The sequence below is a fragment of the Nocardioides sp. B129/18 genome (assembly GCF_055282735.1).
The window spans coordinates 38,205-57,249 of sequence record NZ_JBUZJI010000025.1 but is presented as its reverse complement, the minus strand read 5'-3'; the positions used below and the strand labels follow the sequence as shown (position 1 = coordinate 57,249).

21 protein-coding genes are annotated in these 19,045 nt (G+C 75.0%); 11 read left to right on the top strand and 10 right to left on the bottom strand.

The features are described 5' to 3' along the window. Both ACZDWJ_RS16160 and ACZDWJ_RS16155 read left to right on the top strand, forming a co-directional pair. Positions 1-1,943 (top strand): acyl-CoA dehydrogenase family protein (locus ACZDWJ_RS16160; RefSeq protein ID WP_463522522.1); only part of this gene is annotated, 1,943 nt, incomplete at its 5' end. Positions 1,944-1,980: 37 nt separating this feature from the next. Next, the gene (locus ACZDWJ_RS16155) at positions 1,981-2,295 is read left to right on the top strand and encodes a hypothetical protein (protein ID WP_463522520.1); all 315 of its coding nucleotides are present in this window, start codon (positions 1,981-1,983) and stop codon (positions 2,293-2,295) included. Position 2,296: 1 nt separating this feature from the next. Here the strand turns inward: ACZDWJ_RS16155 and ACZDWJ_RS16150 are convergent, their stop codons facing one another. Beyond that, positions 2,297-3,559, bottom strand: coding sequence for an alpha/beta hydrolase fold domain-containing protein (locus tag ACZDWJ_RS16150; protein ID WP_463522518.1), 1,263 nt, complete (start codon positions 3,557-3,559; stop codon positions 2,297-2,299). 88 nt (positions 3,560-3,647) lie between these two features. Between ACZDWJ_RS16150 and ACZDWJ_RS16145 the strand changes: the two genes are divergently transcribed. Next, positions 3,648-5,033, top strand: a complete 1,386-nt coding sequence (locus ACZDWJ_RS16145; protein WP_463522516.1) for a WS/DGAT/MGAT family O-acyltransferase — start codon at positions 3,648-3,650, stop codon at positions 5,031-5,033. Here the strand turns inward: ACZDWJ_RS16145 and ACZDWJ_RS16140 are convergent. Further along, on the bottom strand, positions 5,026-5,895 hold the full coding sequence (locus tag ACZDWJ_RS16140; RefSeq protein ID WP_463522524.1) for an alpha/beta fold hydrolase: 870 nt from the start codon (positions 5,893-5,895) through the stop codon (positions 5,026-5,028). The two genes, ACZDWJ_RS16145 and ACZDWJ_RS16140, sit on opposite strands and share 8 nt — an antisense overlap. Before the next feature lie 96 nt (positions 5,896-5,991). On the opposite strand from ACZDWJ_RS16140, the gene ACZDWJ_RS16135 reads away from it, so the two are divergent. The 6 genes from ACZDWJ_RS16135 (at position 5,992) to ACZDWJ_RS16110 (ending at position 12,395) form a co-directional block, all read left to right on the top strand. Next, positions 5,992-8,250 carry an acyl-CoA dehydrogenase gene (locus tag ACZDWJ_RS16135; protein WP_463522514.1) on the top strand — a complete coding sequence of 753 codons (2,259 nt, stop codon included), beginning with the start codon at positions 5,992-5,994 and terminating at the stop codon, positions 8,248-8,250. Next, positions 8,247-8,801 carry an FAS1-like dehydratase domain-containing protein gene (locus ACZDWJ_RS16130; RefSeq protein ID WP_463522512.1) on the top strand — a complete coding sequence of 185 codons (555 nt, stop codon included), beginning with the start codon at positions 8,247-8,249 and terminating at the stop codon, positions 8,799-8,801. Before ACZDWJ_RS16135 ends, ACZDWJ_RS16130 begins: the two co-directional genes overlap by 4 nt. Next, positions 8,801-9,196: a Zn-ribbon domain-containing OB-fold protein gene (locus ACZDWJ_RS16125; RefSeq protein ID WP_463522510.1), complete on the top strand. Its 396-nt coding sequence runs from the start codon at positions 8,801-8,803 to the stop codon at positions 9,194-9,196. The genes ACZDWJ_RS16130 and ACZDWJ_RS16125 overlap by 1 nt, the downstream gene beginning before the upstream one ends. Then, entirely contained in the window at positions 9,193-9,606 is a 414-nt protein-coding gene (locus tag ACZDWJ_RS16120; RefSeq protein WP_463522508.1) for a hotdog family protein, read from the top strand. The genes ACZDWJ_RS16125 and ACZDWJ_RS16120 overlap by 4 nt, the downstream gene beginning before the upstream one ends. Beyond that, positions 9,603-10,772: a lipid-transfer protein gene (locus ACZDWJ_RS16115; RefSeq protein ID WP_463522506.1), complete on the top strand. Its 1,170-nt coding sequence runs from the start codon at positions 9,603-9,605 to the stop codon at positions 10,770-10,772. The genes ACZDWJ_RS16120 and ACZDWJ_RS16115 overlap by 4 nt, the downstream gene beginning before the upstream one ends. 294 nt (positions 10,773-11,066) lie before the next feature. Further along, entirely contained in the window at positions 11,067-12,395 is a 1,329-nt protein-coding gene (locus tag ACZDWJ_RS16110) for an HNH endonuclease (protein ID WP_463522504.1), read from the top strand. 79 nt (positions 12,396-12,474) lie between these two features. Here ACZDWJ_RS16110 and ACZDWJ_RS16105 read toward each other — a convergent pair whose 3' ends face one another. Beyond that, positions 12,475-12,639 (bottom strand): hypothetical protein, encoded by a 165-nt coding sequence (locus tag ACZDWJ_RS16105; RefSeq protein WP_463522502.1) that lies wholly within the window; start codon positions 12,637-12,639, stop codon positions 12,475-12,477. 12 nt (positions 12,640-12,651) lie between these two features. Beyond that, positions 12,652-13,113, bottom strand: a complete 462-nt coding sequence (locus ACZDWJ_RS16100) for a P-loop nucleotide/nucleoside kinase family protein (RefSeq protein WP_463522500.1) — start codon at positions 13,111-13,113, stop codon at positions 12,652-12,654. A 45-nt stretch (positions 13,114-13,158) separates the two neighbouring features. On the opposite strand from ACZDWJ_RS16100, the gene ACZDWJ_RS16095 reads away from it, so the two are divergent. Continuing rightward, positions 13,159-13,638: an MOSC domain-containing protein gene (locus ACZDWJ_RS16095; protein ID WP_463522498.1), complete on the top strand. Its 480-nt coding sequence runs from the start codon at positions 13,159-13,161 to the stop codon at positions 13,636-13,638. Here ACZDWJ_RS16095 and ACZDWJ_RS16090 read toward each other — a convergent pair. Genes ACZDWJ_RS16090 through ACZDWJ_RS16070 form a run of 5 tightly spaced genes read right to left on the bottom strand, consistent with a single transcriptional unit; the run spans position 13,601 to position 17,133 of the window. After that, on the bottom strand, positions 13,601-13,789 hold the full coding sequence (locus ACZDWJ_RS16090) for a ferredoxin (protein ID WP_463522496.1): 189 nt from the start codon (positions 13,787-13,789) through the stop codon (positions 13,601-13,603). The two genes, ACZDWJ_RS16095 and ACZDWJ_RS16090, sit on opposite strands and share 38 nt — an antisense overlap. After that, on the bottom strand, positions 13,786-15,015 hold the full coding sequence (locus ACZDWJ_RS16085; protein ID WP_463522494.1) for an NADH-ubiquinone oxidoreductase-F iron-sulfur binding region domain-containing protein: 1,230 nt from the start codon (positions 15,013-15,015) through the stop codon (positions 13,786-13,788). Before ACZDWJ_RS16085 ends, ACZDWJ_RS16090 begins: the two co-directional genes overlap by 4 nt. Continuing rightward, on the bottom strand, positions 15,012-15,602 hold the full coding sequence (locus tag ACZDWJ_RS16080; protein ID WP_463522492.1) for a ferric reductase: 591 nt from the start codon (positions 15,600-15,602) through the stop codon (positions 15,012-15,014). Before ACZDWJ_RS16080 ends, ACZDWJ_RS16085 begins: the two co-directional genes overlap by 4 nt. After that, entirely contained in the window at positions 15,599-16,543 is a 945-nt protein-coding gene (locus ACZDWJ_RS16075; RefSeq protein ID WP_463522490.1) for an FAD:protein FMN transferase, read from the bottom strand. The genes ACZDWJ_RS16080 and ACZDWJ_RS16075 overlap by 4 nt, the downstream gene beginning before the upstream one ends. Then, positions 16,540-17,133: a hypothetical protein gene (locus ACZDWJ_RS16070; RefSeq protein WP_463522488.1), complete on the bottom strand. Its 594-nt coding sequence runs from the start codon at positions 17,131-17,133 to the stop codon at positions 16,540-16,542. Before ACZDWJ_RS16070 ends, ACZDWJ_RS16075 begins: the two co-directional genes overlap by 4 nt. Positions 17,134-17,263: 130 nt before the next feature. Between ACZDWJ_RS16070 and ACZDWJ_RS16065 the strand changes: the two genes are divergently transcribed. Then, complete coding sequence (locus tag ACZDWJ_RS16065) at positions 17,264-17,800, top strand: hypothetical protein (RefSeq protein ID WP_463522486.1); 537 nt, start codon at positions 17,264-17,266, stop codon at positions 17,798-17,800. 3 nt (positions 17,801-17,803) lie between these two features. Here the strand turns inward: ACZDWJ_RS16065 and ACZDWJ_RS16060 are convergent. Beyond that, positions 17,804-19,045 (bottom strand): sensor histidine kinase (locus tag ACZDWJ_RS16060; protein ID WP_463522484.1); only part of this gene is annotated, 1,242 nt, incomplete at its 5' end.

Below are 19,045 nucleotides of genomic sequence, written 5' to 3'. Positions count from 1 at the left end.
AAGTCCGCCCTGCACCTCGCCGGGGCCGCGCGCATCGTCGGCGGCCCGCAGGCGGCACCCTGCTCGACGTCGCGGTGGCCCATGAGGCCTGCGCTCACCACCTCGTCCCGGGGCCGCTGCTCGGCACCGTCGCCGCGGGCCTGCTCGCACCCGAGCTGCTCACCGAGGCGATCGTCCACGGGGAGGCCGTGGCGCTCCAGCTGCGTCCCGGCGGCCCGGTCTGGGACGCCGCCGGTGCCGATCGGGCGCTCCTGCCCGACGCCGACGGCTCGTGGTGGCTCGTGCCCACCGCCGAGCTCGGTCTGGCGCCGGTGGTCGGCCTCGACCTCACCCGCCGCGCGGCGCCGGCCCCCGCCGTCGTGCCGCGCGAGGTCCCGGGCGCCGTGGCCGTCCCGGGCCTCGACGCCGCGGCGGTGCACCGGGTCGTGGTCACCCTGGCCGCGGCCGAGGCCGCCGGCGTCGCCCGCTGGTGCCTGCAGACCGCGGTCGCGTACGCCAAGGTCCGCGAGCAGTTCGGCCGGCCGATCGGCTCCTTCCAGGCCGTCAAGCACCTCTGCGCGCAGATGCTGGAGTCGGCCGAGGCCGTCACGGCCGCCGCCTGGGACGTCGCGGGCGCGAGCACCGCAGGTCCCGAGCAGTGGGACTTCGCGGCCGACGTCGCGGCCGTCACCTGCCTCGACGGCGCCGTCGAGGTCGCGAAGACCTGCATCCAGGTGCTGGGCGGCATCGGCTTCACCTACGAGCACGACGCTCATCTCTACTACCGCCGCGCCCAGGCGCTGCGCAGCCTCGTCGGCAGCCCCGACGACGCGGCGGTGCGCCTCACCGAGCGCGCCGTCGTCGACGTCCGCCGCGAGCTGCGGGTCGACCTCGCCGGCCGCGACGACGCCGTGCGTCCCGGCGTCCGCGCCGAGGTCGAGGGCATCGCCGCGCTGCCGGAGGCCGAGCGTCGCCGCGCCCTGGCCGACGCGGGCCTCCTCGCGCCGCACTGGCCCGCCCCCCATGGCCGTGGCGCCGATCCCGTGCTGCAGCTGGTGATCGACGAGGAGCTCGCGCGCGCCGGCGTCGAGCGCCCCGACCTCGTCATCGCCGGATGGGCCGTGCCGACGATCATCGAGCACGGAACCGAGGAGCAGCGCGAGCGCTTCGTCGCGCCCTCGCTGCGCGGCGAGATCACCTGGTGCCAGCTGTTCTCCGAGCCCGGCTCGGGCTCCGACCTGGCCTCCCTGCGCACCCGCGCCGAGCGCGTCGAGGGCGGCTGGTCGCTCACCGGCCAGAAGGTCTGGACGTCGGTGGCCGACCGCGCCGACTGGGGGATCTGCCTGGCGCGCACGAACCCCGACGTCCCGGCTCACCAGGGCATCACCTACTTCCTCGTCGACATGCGCAGCGCCGGCATCGAGGTGCGGCCGCTGCGCGAGATGACCGGCGAGGCGCTGTTCAACGAGGTGTTCCTCGACGCCGTGTTCGTCCCCGACGCGATGGTCGTGGCGGGGGAGGGCGACGGCTGGCGCCTGGCCCGCACCACGCTGGCCAACGAGCGCGTCGCCATGGCCACCACCCGGCTCTCGGCGTCCACCGAGCGGGCGGTCGAGATCGCCGCCGGCGACGACCTCGGCGCCACCGCGCTCGCGGCCATCGGCCGCTCGGTGGCGCTCTCCACGGTCTGCTCCCTGATGGGCGTGCGCTCGACGCTGCGCTCGCTGGCCGGCCAGGGTCCCGGCGCGGAGTCGAGCGTCGCCAAGCTGCTCGGCGTGCGCAACCGCCAGGACGGCTCGGAGCTGGTGGTGACGCTGCTCGGCGACCGGCTCGGCCTGCTCGGCGCCGACGACCGCGACGTGTGGGAGATGCTCAACACCCGCTGCCTCTCCATCGCCGGCGGCACCACGCAGATCCTGCGCAACATCGCCGGCGAGCGGATCCTGGGCCTGCCCCGCGGGTGAGCGCCGACCGCGTGAGTCCCCCTGTCACACTGGCGCCATGATCCGCGCGCGCCTGGTCTCCGTCGTCCCCGTCGTCGCCGTCGGGCTGCTCGCGACGGCCGGCCTCGCGGCCTGCGAGTCGCAGGCCAGCAGCATCACCAGCTACGGCCGGGTCAGCCAGCTCGAGCCGCCGTGCATCACGCCGGAGGGCAAGTCCCAGCTGTGCTTCGAGGCGATGGACGGCCAGCTCGACGAGGTGAAGACCGGCGACTGCGTCGAGCTGCGCTCGCGTCCCTCGCGCGGCGACGGCCTGCCGCCGATCATGACGATCCGTCCGATCCCGGTGGCCAGCGCCGACGGCGCCTGCGGGTGAGCTAGGCCCCTGTGCTCGTCGACGCCTGACGGGCGCGGCGCCAGCCGTTCCAGTGCCAGTGCAGGTAGCGGTCGACCGCGCGCACCACGTGCGCGGAGCGGATCGAGGGGAAGATGTCGAAGGCGTGCTGGGTGCCCGGCAGCTCGGCGTAGACCACCGAGCGTCGTGACACCCGTCGCAGCTCGCGGGCGAACATCCGGGCCTGGTCGACGCCGACGAGGGTGTCGAGGGCGCCGTGGACGAGGAGGAAGTCCGGCGCGTCGGGAGTGACCCGCAGGATCGGCGAGGCCGCCTCGAAGGCGTCGGGGTCGTCGGCGTGGCGGCGTCCGAAGATGCGCGGGGCCAGGAAGCGGTCGCGCATCTGGCGGGCCGAGCGCAGCCCGGTGGAGCCGGCCATGTCGTAGACGCCGTAGTGCGGGGCGGCGACGTCGACGCGGGTGTCGGCGTCCTCGAAGCCGGGCTGGAAGGCGGGGTCGTTCGGCGTCAGGGCGGCCAGGGCCGCGAGGTGGCCGCCGGCCGACCCGCCGGTGATGGCCAGGTAGGACGGGTCGCCCCCGTAGTCGGCGATGTTCTCCTTGATCCAGGCGATCGCGCGCTTGACGTCGACGATCTGCGCGGGCCAGTGGTCGCGCGGGGCGAGCCGGTAGTTGATCGCGACGCAGACCCAGCCCTTCGCCGCGAGGTGCCGCATGAGGGGGAGGCCCTGCTCCTCCTTGGCGCCGATCGTCCAGCCGCCGCCGTGCACCTGCAGCAGCACCGGGGCGTCGGTGACGGGCGGGCCGTCGGGCAGGTAGACGTCGAGCATGCCGCGGACGCCGTGCTCGGGGGCGTAGGCGACGTTGCGCGCGACCCGGACGCCGACCGGCCGCTGGCGGAAGGGGTTGATCAGCGTGCGCCAGGGCGTGGCGAGGTCGGCCGGGGTGGGCTTGGCGTCGAGCTGCTCGACGTAGTCGAGCCCGAGGCCCTCGACGAGGGCGTCCTCGGCGTCGGTGCGCGCCCGGCGGCTCTGGGCGATCAGGTGGGCCAGGCCGGCGCTGCTCGCGGCGGCGAGCGCGAGGCCGGCGCGGTCGCGTCCGGAGAGGCGCGAGGGGCGGCGCACGTGCAGGGCGGCGTCGGCGGCGGTGGCGGCCAGCACGTGCGGGGCGAGCTCGCCCACGAGCCAGCCGGCGAAGAACGCCGGGATGCCGGCGCGGAAGCCGGGCACGGGCCGCACGGCGTTGGCGGTGAGCGCGGCGGTGACGACCTGGCGGCGAAGCAGACCCATGGCCTCATGCTAGTGACGCCGTCGGCGTGACCCGGGCACGGTCCGGGTGATAGAACGTGTTCTAGTTCTGCTCCCGCTCGGAGGTTCCATGGACCGCCTCTCCGGCCTCGACGCCAGCTTCCTCTACCTCGAGACGCCCGCCCAGCTCATGCACGTCTGCGGCCTGCTCGTGCTCGATCCCGCGACCCGTCCGGCGCCGTACTCCTTCGCCGCGCTGCAGGCCGAGATCGCCGCCGCCGTGGCCGACGTCCCGGCCTTCACGCGCAAGCTGCGCGCGGTGCCGCTGCGGCTCGACCATCCCATCTGGGTGCGTGACGAGGACTTCGACGTCGAACGCCACGTGCACCGGCTCGCGCTGCCCACGCCCGGCGGGCACGCCGAGCTCTGCGACCTCGCCGGACACCTCGCGGGCCTGCCGCTGGACCGCTCGCGTCCGCTGTGGGAGATGTGGGTCATCGAGGGCTACGGCGACCGGATCGCGGTGTTCATGAAGATGCACCACGCCACCGTCGACGGCGTGAGCGGCGCGAACCTCATCTCGCACCTGTGCAGCCTGGGCCCCGACGACGCCCCGCTGCGGCCCGACGAGCAGGCCCGACACGGTCGCGACGCCAGCCGTCGCGAGCTGCTCGGCCGCGGCGTCCTGAGCACCCTGACGCGGCCGCTCCACGTGGCCCGGGTCGTGCGGCCCTCGGTGGCCGCGGTCTCGACGACGGTAGCCCGGGCCCGGGCGGGCACGGCGATGGCCGCGCCGCTGCGAGCCCCGCGCACCGTCTTCAACGGCACCATCACCGGTCACCGGGTGCTCTCGACCGTCGACCTCGACCTCGCGCGGGTCCGAGCGGTCAAGCAGGCCACCGGCACCACCGTCAACGACGTCGTGCTGTGCCTGGTGGGCGGCGCCCTGCGCTCCCACCTCGAGGCCCGCGGCGAGCTGCCCGCCGACTCGCTCCTGGCCACCGTGCCGATGTCGGTGCACGCCACCTCGCGGCGCAGCGGCGGCTCGAACAAGGTCTCGGCGCTGTTCACGCGCCTGGGCACCGACGTCGCCGACCCGCTGGCCCGGCTGCGTCAGCTCGCGGAGCGCAACCGCGACGCCAAGGAGCATGCGGGCGCCATCAGCGCCGACGCGCTGCAGGACTGGGCGGAGTTCGCCGCGCCGCGCACCTTCGGCCTGGCCGTGCGTGCCTACGCCGGGCTGCGCCTGGCCGAGCGCCACCCGGTGGTGCACAACCTCGTCGTCTCCAACGTCCCCGGGCCTCCGGTGCCGCTGTACCTCCTCGGTGCGCGGGTCGACGGCCTCTATCCGCTCGGCCCGGTCTTCCACGGCGCCGGCCTCAACGTCACCGTCATGTCCAGTGCGGGACGGCTGCACGTCGGCGCCCTGGCCTGCCGGGAGTCGCTGCCCGACGTCGACGCGCTGGTGCAGCGCTTCCCCGACGAGCTCGACGCGCTGGAGGCCGCGCTCAGCTGACGGTGCTCCGTGCGACCACGTCGTCGACGGCGGCCAGCAGGGCCGGGACGAACCGGTCGGCGTCGAGCACGCAGCCGCCGTGACCGGCGTCGACGGTGAAGGCGCGGGCGTCGGGGATGCGCTGGGCCAGATGCACCTGCCGCGGCGTCGGGATGACGCGGTCGTGGGCCATGACGACGACGCTCGTCGGCGCGCTGATCGAGGTCAGCCACGGCGCGGAGTGGTGGCGCCCGAGGCCGGCCAGCGCCTCGTGGACCCCGCCGACGCTCGTGCGGCGCAGCTCGGCCAGCGCCCAGGCGCGCAGCTCCTCGCCCTCGAGCCAGCCGCCGTCGGGCCGGCCGCCGGCGTGGTCGGACTGCTGCGCTCGCGCCGGCAGGGCGCGGCCGAGCAGCCGCGCGGCCGTGAGGGCGGTGAAGAACGCCCGCTCGTACGGCGCGCGCTGGAAGCGATCGGTGGACGCGCCGAGCACCAGGCCGCGCACGCGCTCGGGGTGCTGGCGCCACACGCGCTGGGCGATGATCGAGCCCATCGAGTAGCCGGCGATCACCGCCCGCTCCACCGCGAGCACGTCGAGGAGGGCGGCGACGTCGTCGGCGCAGTCGGGCAGCGCGTAGGGCCGCGAGCGGATGCCCTCGCCGTGCCAGCGCTGGTCGAGCGTGACGACGCGTGCCCGGCGGACCAGCGGCTCGAGCACCGGGAACCAGGTGAGCAGCCCGGTGCAGCCCAGCGCGTGCAGCAGCACGACGACGGGCGCGTCCGGGGTGGGCCCGGGGGTGTCGGTGACCCACGTCGTCCCGCGGCCGGGCAGCTCGACGGTGCGGCCGCCGGGCACCCAGGCCCGGGTCGGGACGCCGGCGGGCATCGCGGCCACGCGGACTCCTCTCGACGGACCCTTCCCTCTGCGGTAGAACACGTTACAGTTTTCCTTCGAGTCCTGTCCTCACCGGAGGTGTGCAGCGTGAGCATCGCGAGCCCGACCAGCCCCATCGAGACGCCGACGTCCGTCGGCGTCCTGCCGCCGCTCGTCGACGGCTTCGACCCCGCGGCCCACGCCGAGTCGCTCGACGACGTGCGGGGCGTGGTGCGCGAGGCGCTCGAGCGGGAGGCCGACTGGGCCGCTCTCGCGACGGCCGGCCTGCTGGCCCTGCCGGTGCCCGAGGAGCACGGCGGCGAGGGCCTCGGCCTGCTCGAGACCGGCGTCCTGCTGCGCGAGCTCGGCGCTCGCGCCGTGCACCTGCCGGTCTGGGAGACGCTCGCCGTCGGGGTCCCCACCCTGGCCGCCCACGGCACCGCCGACCAGCAGGCGCGCCTGCTGCCCGGCGTCGCCCGCGGCGAGGTCGTGCTCGCCCCGGCCGTCCGCGAGGTCGGCACCGCGCTCACCGGCTGCCCGGCCACCCGCTTCGCCGACGGCGTCGTCAGCGGCCGCAAGATCGCCGTCACCGCCGCCGAGGGCGCGGCCGCCCTCCTGGTCACCGCCGTGGAGTCCACCGGCGACGGCGAGCGCGACGTCGTCGTGCTCGTCGACCCGGCCGGCCCCGGCGTCACCCTGCTGCCCGGGCCGTCGTCGAGCCGCCTGGGCACGCACACCGTCGTCCTGGACGCCGCGCCGGCCGAGGCGCTCGGTGCCGGCGCCGCCCGCACCCTGGTCGAGCACGCCGTCGCCGGTCAGGCGCTGCTGGCCGCCGGCGTGCTCGCCGGCGCCCGCGACCTCACCGCCTCCTACGTCAAGGGCCGCCACCAGTTCGGCCGCGCCCTCGCGGAGTTCCAGGGCGTCGCCCTGCAGGCCGCCGACGTCTACATCGCCGCGCGCACCGTCGAGCTCGCCGCCGCCAACGCCGCGTGGCGGGTCGCCGAGGGACTGCCGGCCGCCGACGACCTCGCCGTCGCCGCCGCCTGGATCTGCCAGGAGGGGCCCACCGCCCTGCGCACCTGCCACCACCTCCACGGCGGCATGGGCGTCGACGAGACCTACCCGCTGCACCGCTACTCGTCCTGGATGACCGACCTCGTCCACGATCTCGGCACCCTGCCCGGCGACGTGCCGCTGGAGCGCCGAAGCGCCAAGAACCTCGAGCTCACCGCCGCCCAGCGGGCGCTCAAGAGCGAGGTGCGCGCCTACTTCGCCGGCCTGGCCGACGAGAACGAGCACCGCGACATGGCCCTGGACCGCCACGGCCCCACCTACCAGCGGGTCGTGCGGACGATGGGCGAGGACGGCTGGATGGGCATCGGCTGGCCGGTCGAGTACGGCGGCCGCGGGCTCGGCGAGATCGAGCAGACGATCTTCGCCAACGAGGCCCAGTTCGCCGACGTGCACCTGCCCGCGGTCACGCTGCAGACCGTCGGCCCCACCCTCATCCGCTACGGCACGGAGAAGCAGAAGGAGATGTTCCTCGGGCGCATCCTCTCCGGCGACGTCCACTTCGCCATCGGCTACTCCGAGCCCGACGCCGGCACCGACCTCGCCTCGCTGCGCACCACCGCGCGGCGCGAGGGCGATCACTACGTCGTCAACGGCCAGAAGCTGTGGACCACCGGCGGCCACCAGGCTGACTACCTCTGGCTCGCCGTGCGCACCGACCCCGACGCCCCCAAGCACAAGGGCATCTCGATCCTCATCGTCGACACCAGCGACCCCGGCTACTCCTGGACGCCGATCATCACCGCCGACGGCTCCCACCACGTCAACGCCACCTACTTCAACGACGTGCGCGTGCCCGTCGACATGCTGGTGGGCGAGGAGAACCAGGGCTGGCGGCTGCTCACCACCCAGCTCAACCACGAGCGGGTCATGCTCGGGCCGGCCGGTCGCATCGAGGGCCTGCGCGACCGCGTCGCCGACTGGGCGCGCGAGCGCGGCGTCCTCGACCGCCCCGACGTGCGCGACGTGCTCGGCCGCGTCACCACCGTCTTCCGGGTCAACGAGCTGCTCAACTGGGAGGTCGCGCGTGCCGCGGCCAGCGGCGACCCCGACGTCGCCGACGCCTCCGCCTCGAAGGTCTTCGCCTCCGACCAGGTGCAGCACCTGCTGGCCGACCTGATCTCCGTCCTGCACCGGCACGGCGACCCCGCCGACCCCGAGACCGGCGCCCTCATGGCCTACCTCGACGCGCAGGCCAAGCGGAACCTCGTGCTCACCTTCGGCGGCGGCGTCAACGAGGTGCAGCGCGAGCTGATCGCGATGTTCGGCCTCGGGATGCCCCGGGTGCCCCGGTGAGCGCCCCCGGCACCGGAGTGGAGGAGCTCGTCGCGCCCGAGGTCCATGCGCGGGTGATGGCCGAGGCCGAGCGCATCAAGGCGCTCGGCGAGGCCGCCGAGCGGCTGGCCCGCGACGAGGTCAACCAGCCGCGCATCGACGACTGGCTCGAGGCCATGGGCGTCACCAACCCCCGGTGGCGGCAGGGCGAGGCCCCGCCCGCGATGGCCCAGGTGTGGACGATGTACGGCCTCGGCGGGCGGCCGCCCGAGGACGACCCGCTGCACGGGATGATGCGCGCGCTCACCGACGCCGGCTTCACCGCCGTCCTCGGCACCAACTGCGAGCAGGAGTACCGCCGCACCGTGCGCGTGGGGGAGCGGCTGCGGGTCACCACCGCGCTGGAGTCCGTCGTCGGGCCGAAGGCCACCGGCATGGGCGTCGGCTACTTCGTCACCTCGCGCAACACCTGGTACGTCGACTCCGACGCCGGCGCCGAGCCCTCCGAGATCGTCGCGACGATGCTGTTCCGCGTCCTGAAGTTCGTGCCGCGCTCGCGGGAGGCGTCCTGATGGCCGTGCGCCCGATGATCAACCGCGACAGCGCCTACTTCTGGGAGGGGACGCTCGCCGGCGAGCTGCGGCTGCAGCGCTGCAACGCCTGCGAAGCGCTGCGGCATCCGCCCGGCCCGGCCTGCCCCGACTGCGGCGCGCTCGACCGCGGCCACGTCGTCGCCTCCGGCCTCGGCACGGTCTACTCCTACGTGATCCACCGGCATCCGCCCGTCCCGGGCAAGGAGCTGCCGATCCTGCTGGCCGTCATCGACCTCGACGAGGGGCTGCGGATGGTCGGCGAGGTCGTCGACCTGCCCGAGGACGAGCTCGCGATCGGCCTGCGCGTGCAGGTCGGCTTCGCGCCCGTCGACGACGAGCTGTCCCTCCCGATCTGGCGGAAGGCCGACCGATGACCACCGTGATCCTCGAGCCCGGCTCCGTGCTACCGACCTGGGAGCTGCCGCTCACGCCGACGCTGATCGTCTCCACCGCGATCGCCACGCGCGACTTCCAGGACGTCCACCATGACCGCGACCGCGCGCAGGGCGCGGGCTCCAAGGACGTCTTCATGAACATCCTCACCTCCACCGCGCTGTGCCAGCGCTACGTCGAGGACTCCCTGGGCCACGACGTCGAGATCCTCGGCATCGCCATCCGGCTCGGCGCGCCCGCCTACCCCTACGACACGCTCTCCTTCACTGGCGAGGTCGCCGAGGTGGGCGAGGACGAGGTGGTCGTGAAGGTCACCGGCTCGGTGTCGCTGGGCGCCCATGTGATCGGCACCGTCCGGCTCGCGCGTGGCTCCAGGGACGCGCGCCGATGAGCGGGCGCACCCTCTCGGGCCAGGCCGCGATCGTCGGCATCGGACAGACCGAGTTCTCCAAGGAGTCGGGCCGCTCCGAGCTGCAGCTCTCCGTCGAGGCCGTCCAGCACGCCCTGCGCGACGCCGGGCTCACGCCCGCCGACGTCGACGGCCTGGTGACCTTCACGATGGACACCTCCTCGGAGATCGCCGTCGCCCGCGAGCTCGGCGTCCCCGAGCTGCGGTTCTTCAGCCGCATCAACTACGGCGGCGGCGCCGCCTGCGGCACCGTCCAGCAGGCCGCCATGGCCGTGGCCACCGGCGTCGCGGACGTCGTCGTCGCCTATCGCGGGTTCAACGAGCGCTCCGGCAACCGGTTCGGCCAGTTCTCCACCGCCGTCGCCGCCCAGGTGAACACCAACGGCCTCGACAACGCCTGGACCTATCCCTTCGGCCTCGGCACCCCCGCCGCCACCGTCGCCATGCAGGCGCGCCGCTACATGCACGAGTACGGCGCCACCTCCGAGGACTTCGGCCGCGTCGCCGTCGCCGACCGTCGTCACGCCGCCACCAACCCGCTCGCCTTCTTCCATGGCCGGCCGATCACCCTCGAGGACCACCAGGCCTCGCGGATGATCGCCGATCCGCTGCACCTGCTCGACTGCTGCCAGGAGTCCGACGGCGCCGTCGCGCTCGTCGTGGTCTCCGCCGAGCGCGCCCGCGATCTGCCCCAGACGCCGGCCGTCATCGCCGCCGCGGCGCAGGGGAGCGGCCGCGACCAGTTCGTCATGACCTCCTACTACCGCGACGACATCGGCATCCCCGAGATGGGCGTCGTGGGCCGCGAGCTGTGGCGCCAGTCGGGCCTCACGCCCGCCGACATGGACGTCGCGATCCTCTACGACCACTTCACGCCCTACGTGCTCATGCAGCTCGAGGAGCTCGGCTTCTGCGGACGCGGCGAGGCGCCCGGCTTCATCGCCGACGGCGCCATCGAGGTGGGTGGACGCCTGCCCATCAACACCCACGGCGGCCAGCTCGGCGAGGCCTACATCCACGGCATGAACGGCATCGCCGAGGGCGTGCGGCAGATCCGCGGGACCTCGGTGAACCCGGTGCCCTCCGACGCCGTGGTCGTCACCGCGGGCACCGGGGTGCCAACGAGTGGGCTGGTGCTGGTGCGGTAGCGCTTCGCGGTCTCCCGGGGTCTGCTGGGGGTTCCTCGGTTCAGTCGGCGTGCTGGCCGTCCTCGGTCGAGAGGCGCAGTGAGGCGGGTGGGGGTTCGGGCCCTGCGCTGGTGCGGCGCCGCTGGTCCCGGGGGTCGAGCTGGCTCCGGTGGTCGTGCTCGGTTCCGGTGGTCGTGCGCTGCTCCGGTGGTCGTGCGCGGTTCCGGTGGTCGAGCTTGTCGAGACCCCCGCGCCCGCCCGCGAAGCCTGTGCACGATCCCTTCAGTTCGAACTGGTGTTCTAGTAGAATGAGGCATGGCCACTCGGAAGCCCCGTCTCCTGCGCGACAGCGACCTCCTGCGCGCTGCGATGCAGGCCAAGCAGGGTGCTGAGGCCCTGGAGCGGGAGGCCTTCCAGCTGGCCGCTGACTGGGCGATCGCCCATACGGTCGCCGATGAGATGGACGCCGCGTACCTCGTGGGCACGCACTGCGAGGTCTCCATCGCCGGCCCTGGTGCGCCGATGGTCAGCGAGTACTGCTGCGACGAGATCGCCGCGGCGCTGGGGATGTCGACTGACTCCGGGCGGTTCTACGTCGGTCACGCGCTCGAGGCCTGTACGCGGCTCCCGCGGCTGTGGGCGCGCCTGGTCGAGGGGGAGGTGACCGTGGCGCAGGTGCGTCGGATCGCCGAGCAGACGATGGTGCTGTCGTTCGAGGCGGCCGCTCGGGCTGATCAGCTGCTCGCCGCCTATGCGCATTCGATCGGCCGGCGGGCGATCGAGAACGCGGTCAACCTGGCCGAGCAGCAGGTCGATCCCGATCTTGCGGCCCTGCGTCAGCGGCTGGCGCGGGACGACCGGCGCTTCGACGTGGCCGTCGACCAGCCGAGTCTCGACGGCACCGTCGACGTCCACGGCCGGATGGACCGGGAGGACGCGATCGACCTGGACGCCGCTCTCGCGGAGCTCGCCCACCAGGCCCTCGCGCTCGGCTCGACCGACTCCCTCGACGCACGTCGTGCGTGGGCTGCTGGACAGCTCGGGCGGGAGCACCTCGACCTCCCAGACCCGTCGGTGGTCGAGCCTGTCGAGACCCCAGCATCCACACGCCGACGCGAGACGATCCTCTACGTCCACCTCTCCGCGGACGCCCTAGGCGAGATCGGCCCCATCGCCACCCTCGAGGCGACGCGGTCCCCGCTGCTGCTCGACGCGGTGAAGAGCTGGTGCGCGGAGTCGTCGAAGGTGACGATCCGCCCGGTCCTCGACCTGGCGGCCGAACGGCATTGCGAGTCCTACGAGGCCGTACCGCTGCTGCGCGAGCAGGTCATCGTCCGGGACCGCACCTGCGTCTTCCCCCACTGCCGACGCCCCGCCAGGCGAGCCGACCTCGACCACATCCAGCCCCATGCCAGCGGCGGCCCGACGTCAGCGTCGAACCTCGCGTGCCTGTGCCGGCATCACCACCGCTCGAAGACCCATTCCGGGTGGCGCTACCGGCCCGACCCCGAGCATCCAGGCCAGCATCTGTGGACCAGCCCCACCGGCGTCCACTTCCGACGAGGCCCCACCGGCACCGTCATGCTCCCGTTGGTCGAGCCTGAGCCTCGGGTGGTCGAGCCTGTCGAGACCCCCGCACCCTGACACCCCGCTGAACCCAGCACCCTCAGCCCGTGACCGAGCCCCGGTTCCGGGCTCGAGGTGCGCGCGGACCGCTCTCGGCTCAGGGGATCTCGACAAGCTCGATCACCAGAAGGCGCTCGATCACCAGAAGGCGCTCGATCACCAGAAGGCGCTCGATCACCAGAAGGCGCTCGATCTCCGGCAGGCCCTGATCGAGCGGTCGAGCTTCTTCCTCCGGTGGTCGAGCCTGTCGAGACCCCCGCACCCTGACGCCTGCTCAGCGCACCACGGTGAGCGGGCCCTCGTCGGGGGTCGGGGGCTCGAAGTGGTCGACGTACTGCTCGGCGAGCGCCTCGTCGAGCACGAAGTCGTCGGGGTGGGAGCCGCGACGCTCGCGCAGGCGGGCGAGGATCGTGGCGCGGTCGGTGGCCAGGTGGACGGTCTCGGGGACGACGCCAGTGGGGGCGAGGAGGGCGCGGTAGTCCTCACGCATCCGGCGCGACCAGAAGGAGAGGTCGAGGACGACGTCGGTGCCCGAAGCGACCAGCGTCAGGAGTCGCTCGCGGAGCTCCGCCTCGATCTCGGCGCGCACCTCGGCGGGCGGGGGGACCTCGGTGATGCCGCGGCGCCACAGCTCGACGTCGAAGGAGAGTCGCACCATGCCGGCGTCCTCGAGGCGGCGGGCGTAGGTCGACTTCCCGGAGCCCGAGGGCCCGCACATGAGGACGACGCGGCTCATGCCCGCACCGTATGCGTGCGAGGTGGTGCCGGGCAGGATGGAGGGGTGAGCGCCCCGACCGTCGTCTCGATCCACACCGCCAAGGGCTCCCGTCTGCCGATGCGGGCTCAGGACGGCGTCGACGTGGAGGCCGGACGCGGGATCGTGGGCGACCGCTACCACGGCACCAAGCACCGGCACGTGACCGTGCAGAGCGCCGAGAGCCTCGCGGAGGCGGCCGCGGTGCACGGAGCGCCGGTGCCGGCGGAGCTGACGCGACGCAACCTGACGCTGAGCCACGGCGTGGTGCCGACGACGCCGGGTGCGCGGATGCGCATCGGCGAGGTGCTGCTGGAGGTGGTGCGGGTGGCCGCGCCCTGCCGGCTGCTCGACGACACCATCGGCCAGGGTGCGCAGGCCGCGCTGCGGCGACGCGGGGGAGCGGTGTGCCGGGTGCTCGAGGGCGGCCGCATCGCGGTCGGCGACGTGTGCGTCCTCGAGGAGGCCGTCACTCCAGACGCAGCGCCAGCCGCGGGCAGGCCTTGACCGCGGCCTTCGCATCGGCGCGGTGCTCCTCGTCGACCTCGCCGGTGACGATCGGATAGCCCCACTCGTCGAGGCGCACGATCTCGGGCAGCAGCTCGTGGCACAGGCCGTGGGCGCGGCAGGCGGGCCAGTCGACCCGCAGCCGGCTCATGCGAGGCTCCGGGCAGTGGCGCTGCAGCGGCCGCGGGCATGGGCGTCGAGCTCGTGGGCCTGAGAGCGCAGCAGCGAGGCGACCAGCCGGGTCGTGCCGTCGGGGTGGGCGCACGCGCCGCGGCCGGGCAGCAGCCCGCACAGCTCCGCGACGCGCTCGGCGGCACCCGGCTGTCCGCGCCGCAGCCCCGCGACGGCGGTGGCGAGGGCGGGCAGGCCGTTGACGCACGGGCCGCAGCGGCCGGCGCTCTGGGCGGCGAGGTAGGAGGTGATCTGCTCGGTGAGCGCGAGGGTGCAGGCACGCGGTCCGGGCGCGAGGAGGAGTCCCGCGCCGATCGGCGTGCCGGCCTCGCGCAGCGCGCTGGCCGACACGGACGCGCGCTCGGCCTGCTCCCACGGCATCCAGGTGCCGTGGAAGCCGCCCAGCAGCACCGGTCCGCCCTCGACGTGCGGGGGCAGGACGTCGCGCAGCGCGCTGCCGTGCTCGACCTCGACGACCACGCTGCGAGCGCCGGGGGTGACGACGGTCAGCAGGGTGGTGCCGGGCTCGCCGACGGTGCCGCGGGCCAGCGTCGGCGCCAGACCCTCGAGGGCGAGGAGGCCGACGTGGGCCCAGGTCTCGGCGTTGGAGAGCAGCGTCGGGCGGCCGCGGTGGCCGCGCACGGCCTCCGGCGCCCAGGCGGTGACGGGCAGGTTCGGACGGCCCGCGAGCAGCTCGAGGATCGCCTGCGCCTGACCGGCGACGAAGTGCGGGGCGGCGGTGCTGGTGCGCCAGCGCAGCCCGTCGGCGGAGCCGCGCTCGGCGACCGCGGCGGCCAGCAGGCCACGGGCGCGGGGCCGGTCGCCCGGGAGCACGACGTGCACCTCGCGGGCGCCGAGGGCGCGGGCGGCGACGGCGGCGCCGTCGAGCACCAGGTGCGGGGAGCGGGAGACCAGCGCGGCGTCCTTGGCGCTGGCCGGCTCGCCCTCGGAGGCGTTGACGACGACCGTCGGGCGGCGTCCGTCCGCGGCGGCCAGCAGCTTGCGGGCGAACGGGAACCCGGCGCCACCGCGTCCACGGACGCCCGCGGCCTCGGTCATCGACGCCAGGGCGGCGACGTCCGGCTCGGACGGCACCCCGCGGGACGCGCGGTGCGCGGCGAGGTCGACGCCGGAGACGGGGGCGAGCAGGGCCGGGCCCGGGCGGACGTCGAGGTCCTCGGTCACCGGCAGCGGCGAGGCGCTCATCGGGCCACCGCCACGAGCGCGTCGCGTCGACGGCCGGCGCCGGCGGTGACCCGCCACAGCAGCGCGAGCGCGACGGCGCCGATGCTGATCACGGTCGGCAGCAGCGCCCAGCGGGTCCAGGTGTCGGGGTCCTTCAGGTCGGTGCCGATCATGACGCCGTGCAGCGCTCCGGCCCCCCACGCCGCCCACGACAGGTAGTGCACCGGGCGCCAGGCGCGCTGGCCGATCCGGTCGCGCAGCAGGGCGGTGAGCGAGACCGCCACCATGAGGTCGAGGCTGAGGGTGCCGATGCCGAGCCACAGCGGCTCGTAGGTCGCGCCGAACGGCACGATCGCCTGCCACCAGCGGATGTCGACGTAGGTGTCGACGACGGCCGTGGTGACGTGCGTGAGCAGCAGCAGCACCGAGCCGAGGGCCAGGTTGCGGTGCAGGTGGGCGGTGACGAACCGCGGCACCCGGCCGCCGCCGTCGCCCGCGGCCCGGCCGCCCAGCGCGAGCACGCCCAGGACGACGCTGGCGCTCAGGGCCGCCAGCAGCACGATGCCGGTGCTCCGGTTGAGGAACCACAGCAGGGGCCCGTCGGTCATCGGTCCTCGCTCTCCGGCCCGGTGGGCCACGCGATGAAGGTGGGCTCGCCGTCGGCGGCGAGGAGGAGGGCGGCGTCGCCCGGGGTGTCGGGGCGCGCGAGCCAGGCAGGGGCGTCGGCGCCGAGCACGAGCGCGGCGGTGCTGGCGGTGTTGGCCTCCACGCAGGTGCCGGCCACGACGCTCACGGTGCGCCACGGCGTCGTCGCCGGACGCCCGGTGCGGGGGTCGAGCAGGTGGTGGAGCTCGGCGCCGCCACGGGTCCAGCGGCGCACGCGGGTCGAGGAGGTGGCCAGGCCGCCGGAGACCTCGACGAGCCGGGCGTCGTCCATGCGGTCGGGGTGCTCGCCGACGGCGACGGTCCAGGGGCGGTCGTCGAGGGTGCGCACGTCGCCGCCGACGCTGACGACGGCGTCGTCGTCGAGCTCCTCGCGCCAGGCGGCGGCGATGAGGTCGGCGCACCAGGCCTTGGCGGTGGCGCCGAGGTCGAGCGCGGTGCCGGCGGGGATGCGGACGGCGTCGGCGTCCCAGGAGATCTCGCGCCACGCGTCGAGGGCCGGCGCCGAGGCCGGCGTGGTGACGCCGAGGTCGCGCAGCTCGGCGAACGTGCGGTCGTAGCCCAGGCTCACCAGCGGCCGGCCCAGCAGCGGGTGCACGAGGCCGTCGGTGCGGCGCGCCGCCTCGACGGCCACCTCCACCGCGGCGACGAGCAGCGCGTCGACGGCCACCCAGGTTCCGGGAGCGGCGTTGACGGCCGCGAGGTCGGAGTCGGCGCGGAACCGGCTGGCGGTCTCGTCGACGTCGCGCAGCACCGTGGCGGCCAGGCGTCGGGCGGTGCGCAGGTCGCGCTCGTCGGCGACCTCGACGTGGACGGCGCAGCCCAGCGCCTCGAAGCGGGCGACGCGGGCGTGCCGCAGCGGCGAGGCGAGGTCGAGCGTGCTCACGACCCGCTCGACGGCGGGGGCGGCGGCGGAGGCGGGGTGGGCGTCGGCGTGGCCTTCGGCGGGCTCGGCTTGGGCGGGCTGGGCTTCGGAGGGCTGGGCTTGGGCGGGCTGGGCTTGGGCGGGCTGGACTTCGGCGGGCTGGACTTCGGCGGGCTGGACTTCGGCGGCGTCGCCGCGTGGGTGGCCTTCGGAGGCGTGGGGCTGCTGGAGCGGACGGTGCCGCTGCTGCGGGTGCCGGAGCTGCTCGTCGCGGGAGCCGGGGTGGAGCGCACGGTGCCCTTCGAGGCGCCCGTGCCGGCCGCCGCCGTGTGACGCGTGGTCGTGCGGGCCGAGCGGGTGCCGGCGCGGTGCGTGCTCGTCGACGCGCCGTCGTGTCGCGCCAGCTCGCGCTGGTAGGCGGCCTTCCTCTGCGCGTACGCGCGCTGGGCGGCGGCGGCCTTCTCGGCGCGCGCCTGGTCCTTCTCCGACTGCTGCTGGGCGGCTGCGCCGGCGGCGGCGCCGACGGCGGTGAGGGCCAGCGCGGCGGTGCCTCCGGTGAGGAGGGTGACGGCCAGGCGGTAGCGCTCGCGGGACCGGGCGGTGTAGCTCATGGTCGAAGCATCGGCCGACGGCCGCCAAGCCTGACTCATGTGAACCTCAAGCCTTCGTCAAGCGCGAACTTGAGGAAGGCTTGAGGTTCCCCGCACGCAACCACGACGTCGCGCTGCCGATGCTCTCCTCATGCGCACTCTCCTCACCACCATGACCGCAGCCACCGTGCTCGGCACCGTCGGCGCCGTCGGCGCGTACCGGGCCTTCGACGGCACCGTCGTCCAGCAGCCCGTCTCCTCGCAGGTGACCACCGACGACGCCACCACCGACCCCACCACCGCTCCCACCGACGACGCCAGCCCCGCCGCCGACGTCAGCCCCGCGCCCGTGCACGGCACCCGCATCCGCGAGGACCGCTCGGCCCGCCACTCCGGCTCCGACGACGCCCCGGGCCACGTCTCGGGTCACGACTCGGCCGAGGACGCCACGGACGACCACGGCGCCGACCACGCCGCCGACCACGCCGCCGAGCACGCGGGCGTCTCGTCCGACGACCCGACCCCGAGCACCCCGGCGCCGACCACCGCTCCGCCGCGCCACCACGACGACTCCGACGACTCCGACGACGCCTCGGACGACGGCGCCTCCCACGACGCCGGCGACGATCACGGCTCCGACGACGCCGGCGACGACCACGGCGGCGATGACGAGGGCGACGACGACTGACGTCTAGCGATCGCCCGCCAGCGGGAGTCGGACGCGCACCCGCGCGCCGCCGCCGGGGGAGACGCCCCGCTCGAGCGCACCGCCGATGCCACTGGCGGTGCGCTCGACGATCTCCAGGCCCAGGCCGGTGGTGCCCGGACGCCGCGGACCGCTGCGGGCCGTGAGCCCCGGCCCGTCGTCGTCGACGACCAGCGCCGCAGCGTCGGCCCCGATGGTGAGTCGCACCTGCAGCCCGACGCCCTCGGGCGTGTGAGCGAAGACGTTGTCGACCAGCACGTCGAGCAGGTCCGCGAGGTCGTCGCCGGCCAGCGGCACCTCCACCGCGTGATCGGGCAGCTCGACCTCGAGGCGGCGGTCCTGGTCCTCGGCCAGCGCGGACCAGAAGCGGGTGCGCTCGGCCACGACGGCGCGGGCGTCGCAACGGGCCGCGAGGTCGCCGCGCACGGGACGCCGGGCCTCGCCGACGATGGCGTCGATGGTGCGCTGGAGCACCGCGATGTGCTCCTGCAGGCGCTCGGCCAGGGCCGGCTCGGCCACGGCCTCGGCGTCGAGCCGCAGCGCGGTGACGGGCGTGCGCAGGCGGTGGGAGAGGTCGCCGACGGCCGCCCGCTCGCTGGCCAGCAGCTCGGTGGTGCGCTCGGCGAGGCCGTTGAGGGCCTGCGCGAGCTCGCGGGTCTCGGCGCTGCCGCGCACGTCGGCGCGTGCCTCGAGCTCGCCGCCCCGCAGCCGGTGCGCCACCGCGGCCACCTCGAGCAGCGGCTCCGCGACGCGGCCGCCGAGCTGACGCGCGACCACGACGGCCGCGGCGAGCAGGCCGAGGCCGAGGCCGATGATGCCGATCCAGGCAGGCGTGACGCCGTCGCGCAGCCGGGCCTCGGTGACGGTGGTGCGCACCACGGCGGTGCGCGCGCCGACGACCACCGGCAGCAGCACGCGTCCGCCCCGGTCGTCGACGACGCGGAACGCCTCGCCGGCCTTCGCCCGCGCGACCTCGGGGTCGCCCTTCATCGCCGGTCCGGCGCCGAGCTGGGTGCCGCGCACGGTGAGCACCGACGTGCGGGTGCCGGTGCCGGCGTCGAGGCCGTCGAGGAGGTCGCGCACGGCCCGGTCGGAGTCGACGCCGGCCACGAGGATCGCGGCGTTGCGGGCCTGCTGGTCGGCGGCGCTCATGGCGCGGTCCTCGGCGAGGGTGCGCACCAGCAGGCACAGCGGGACGACGAAGGAGACCACCATGGTGCTGGGGGG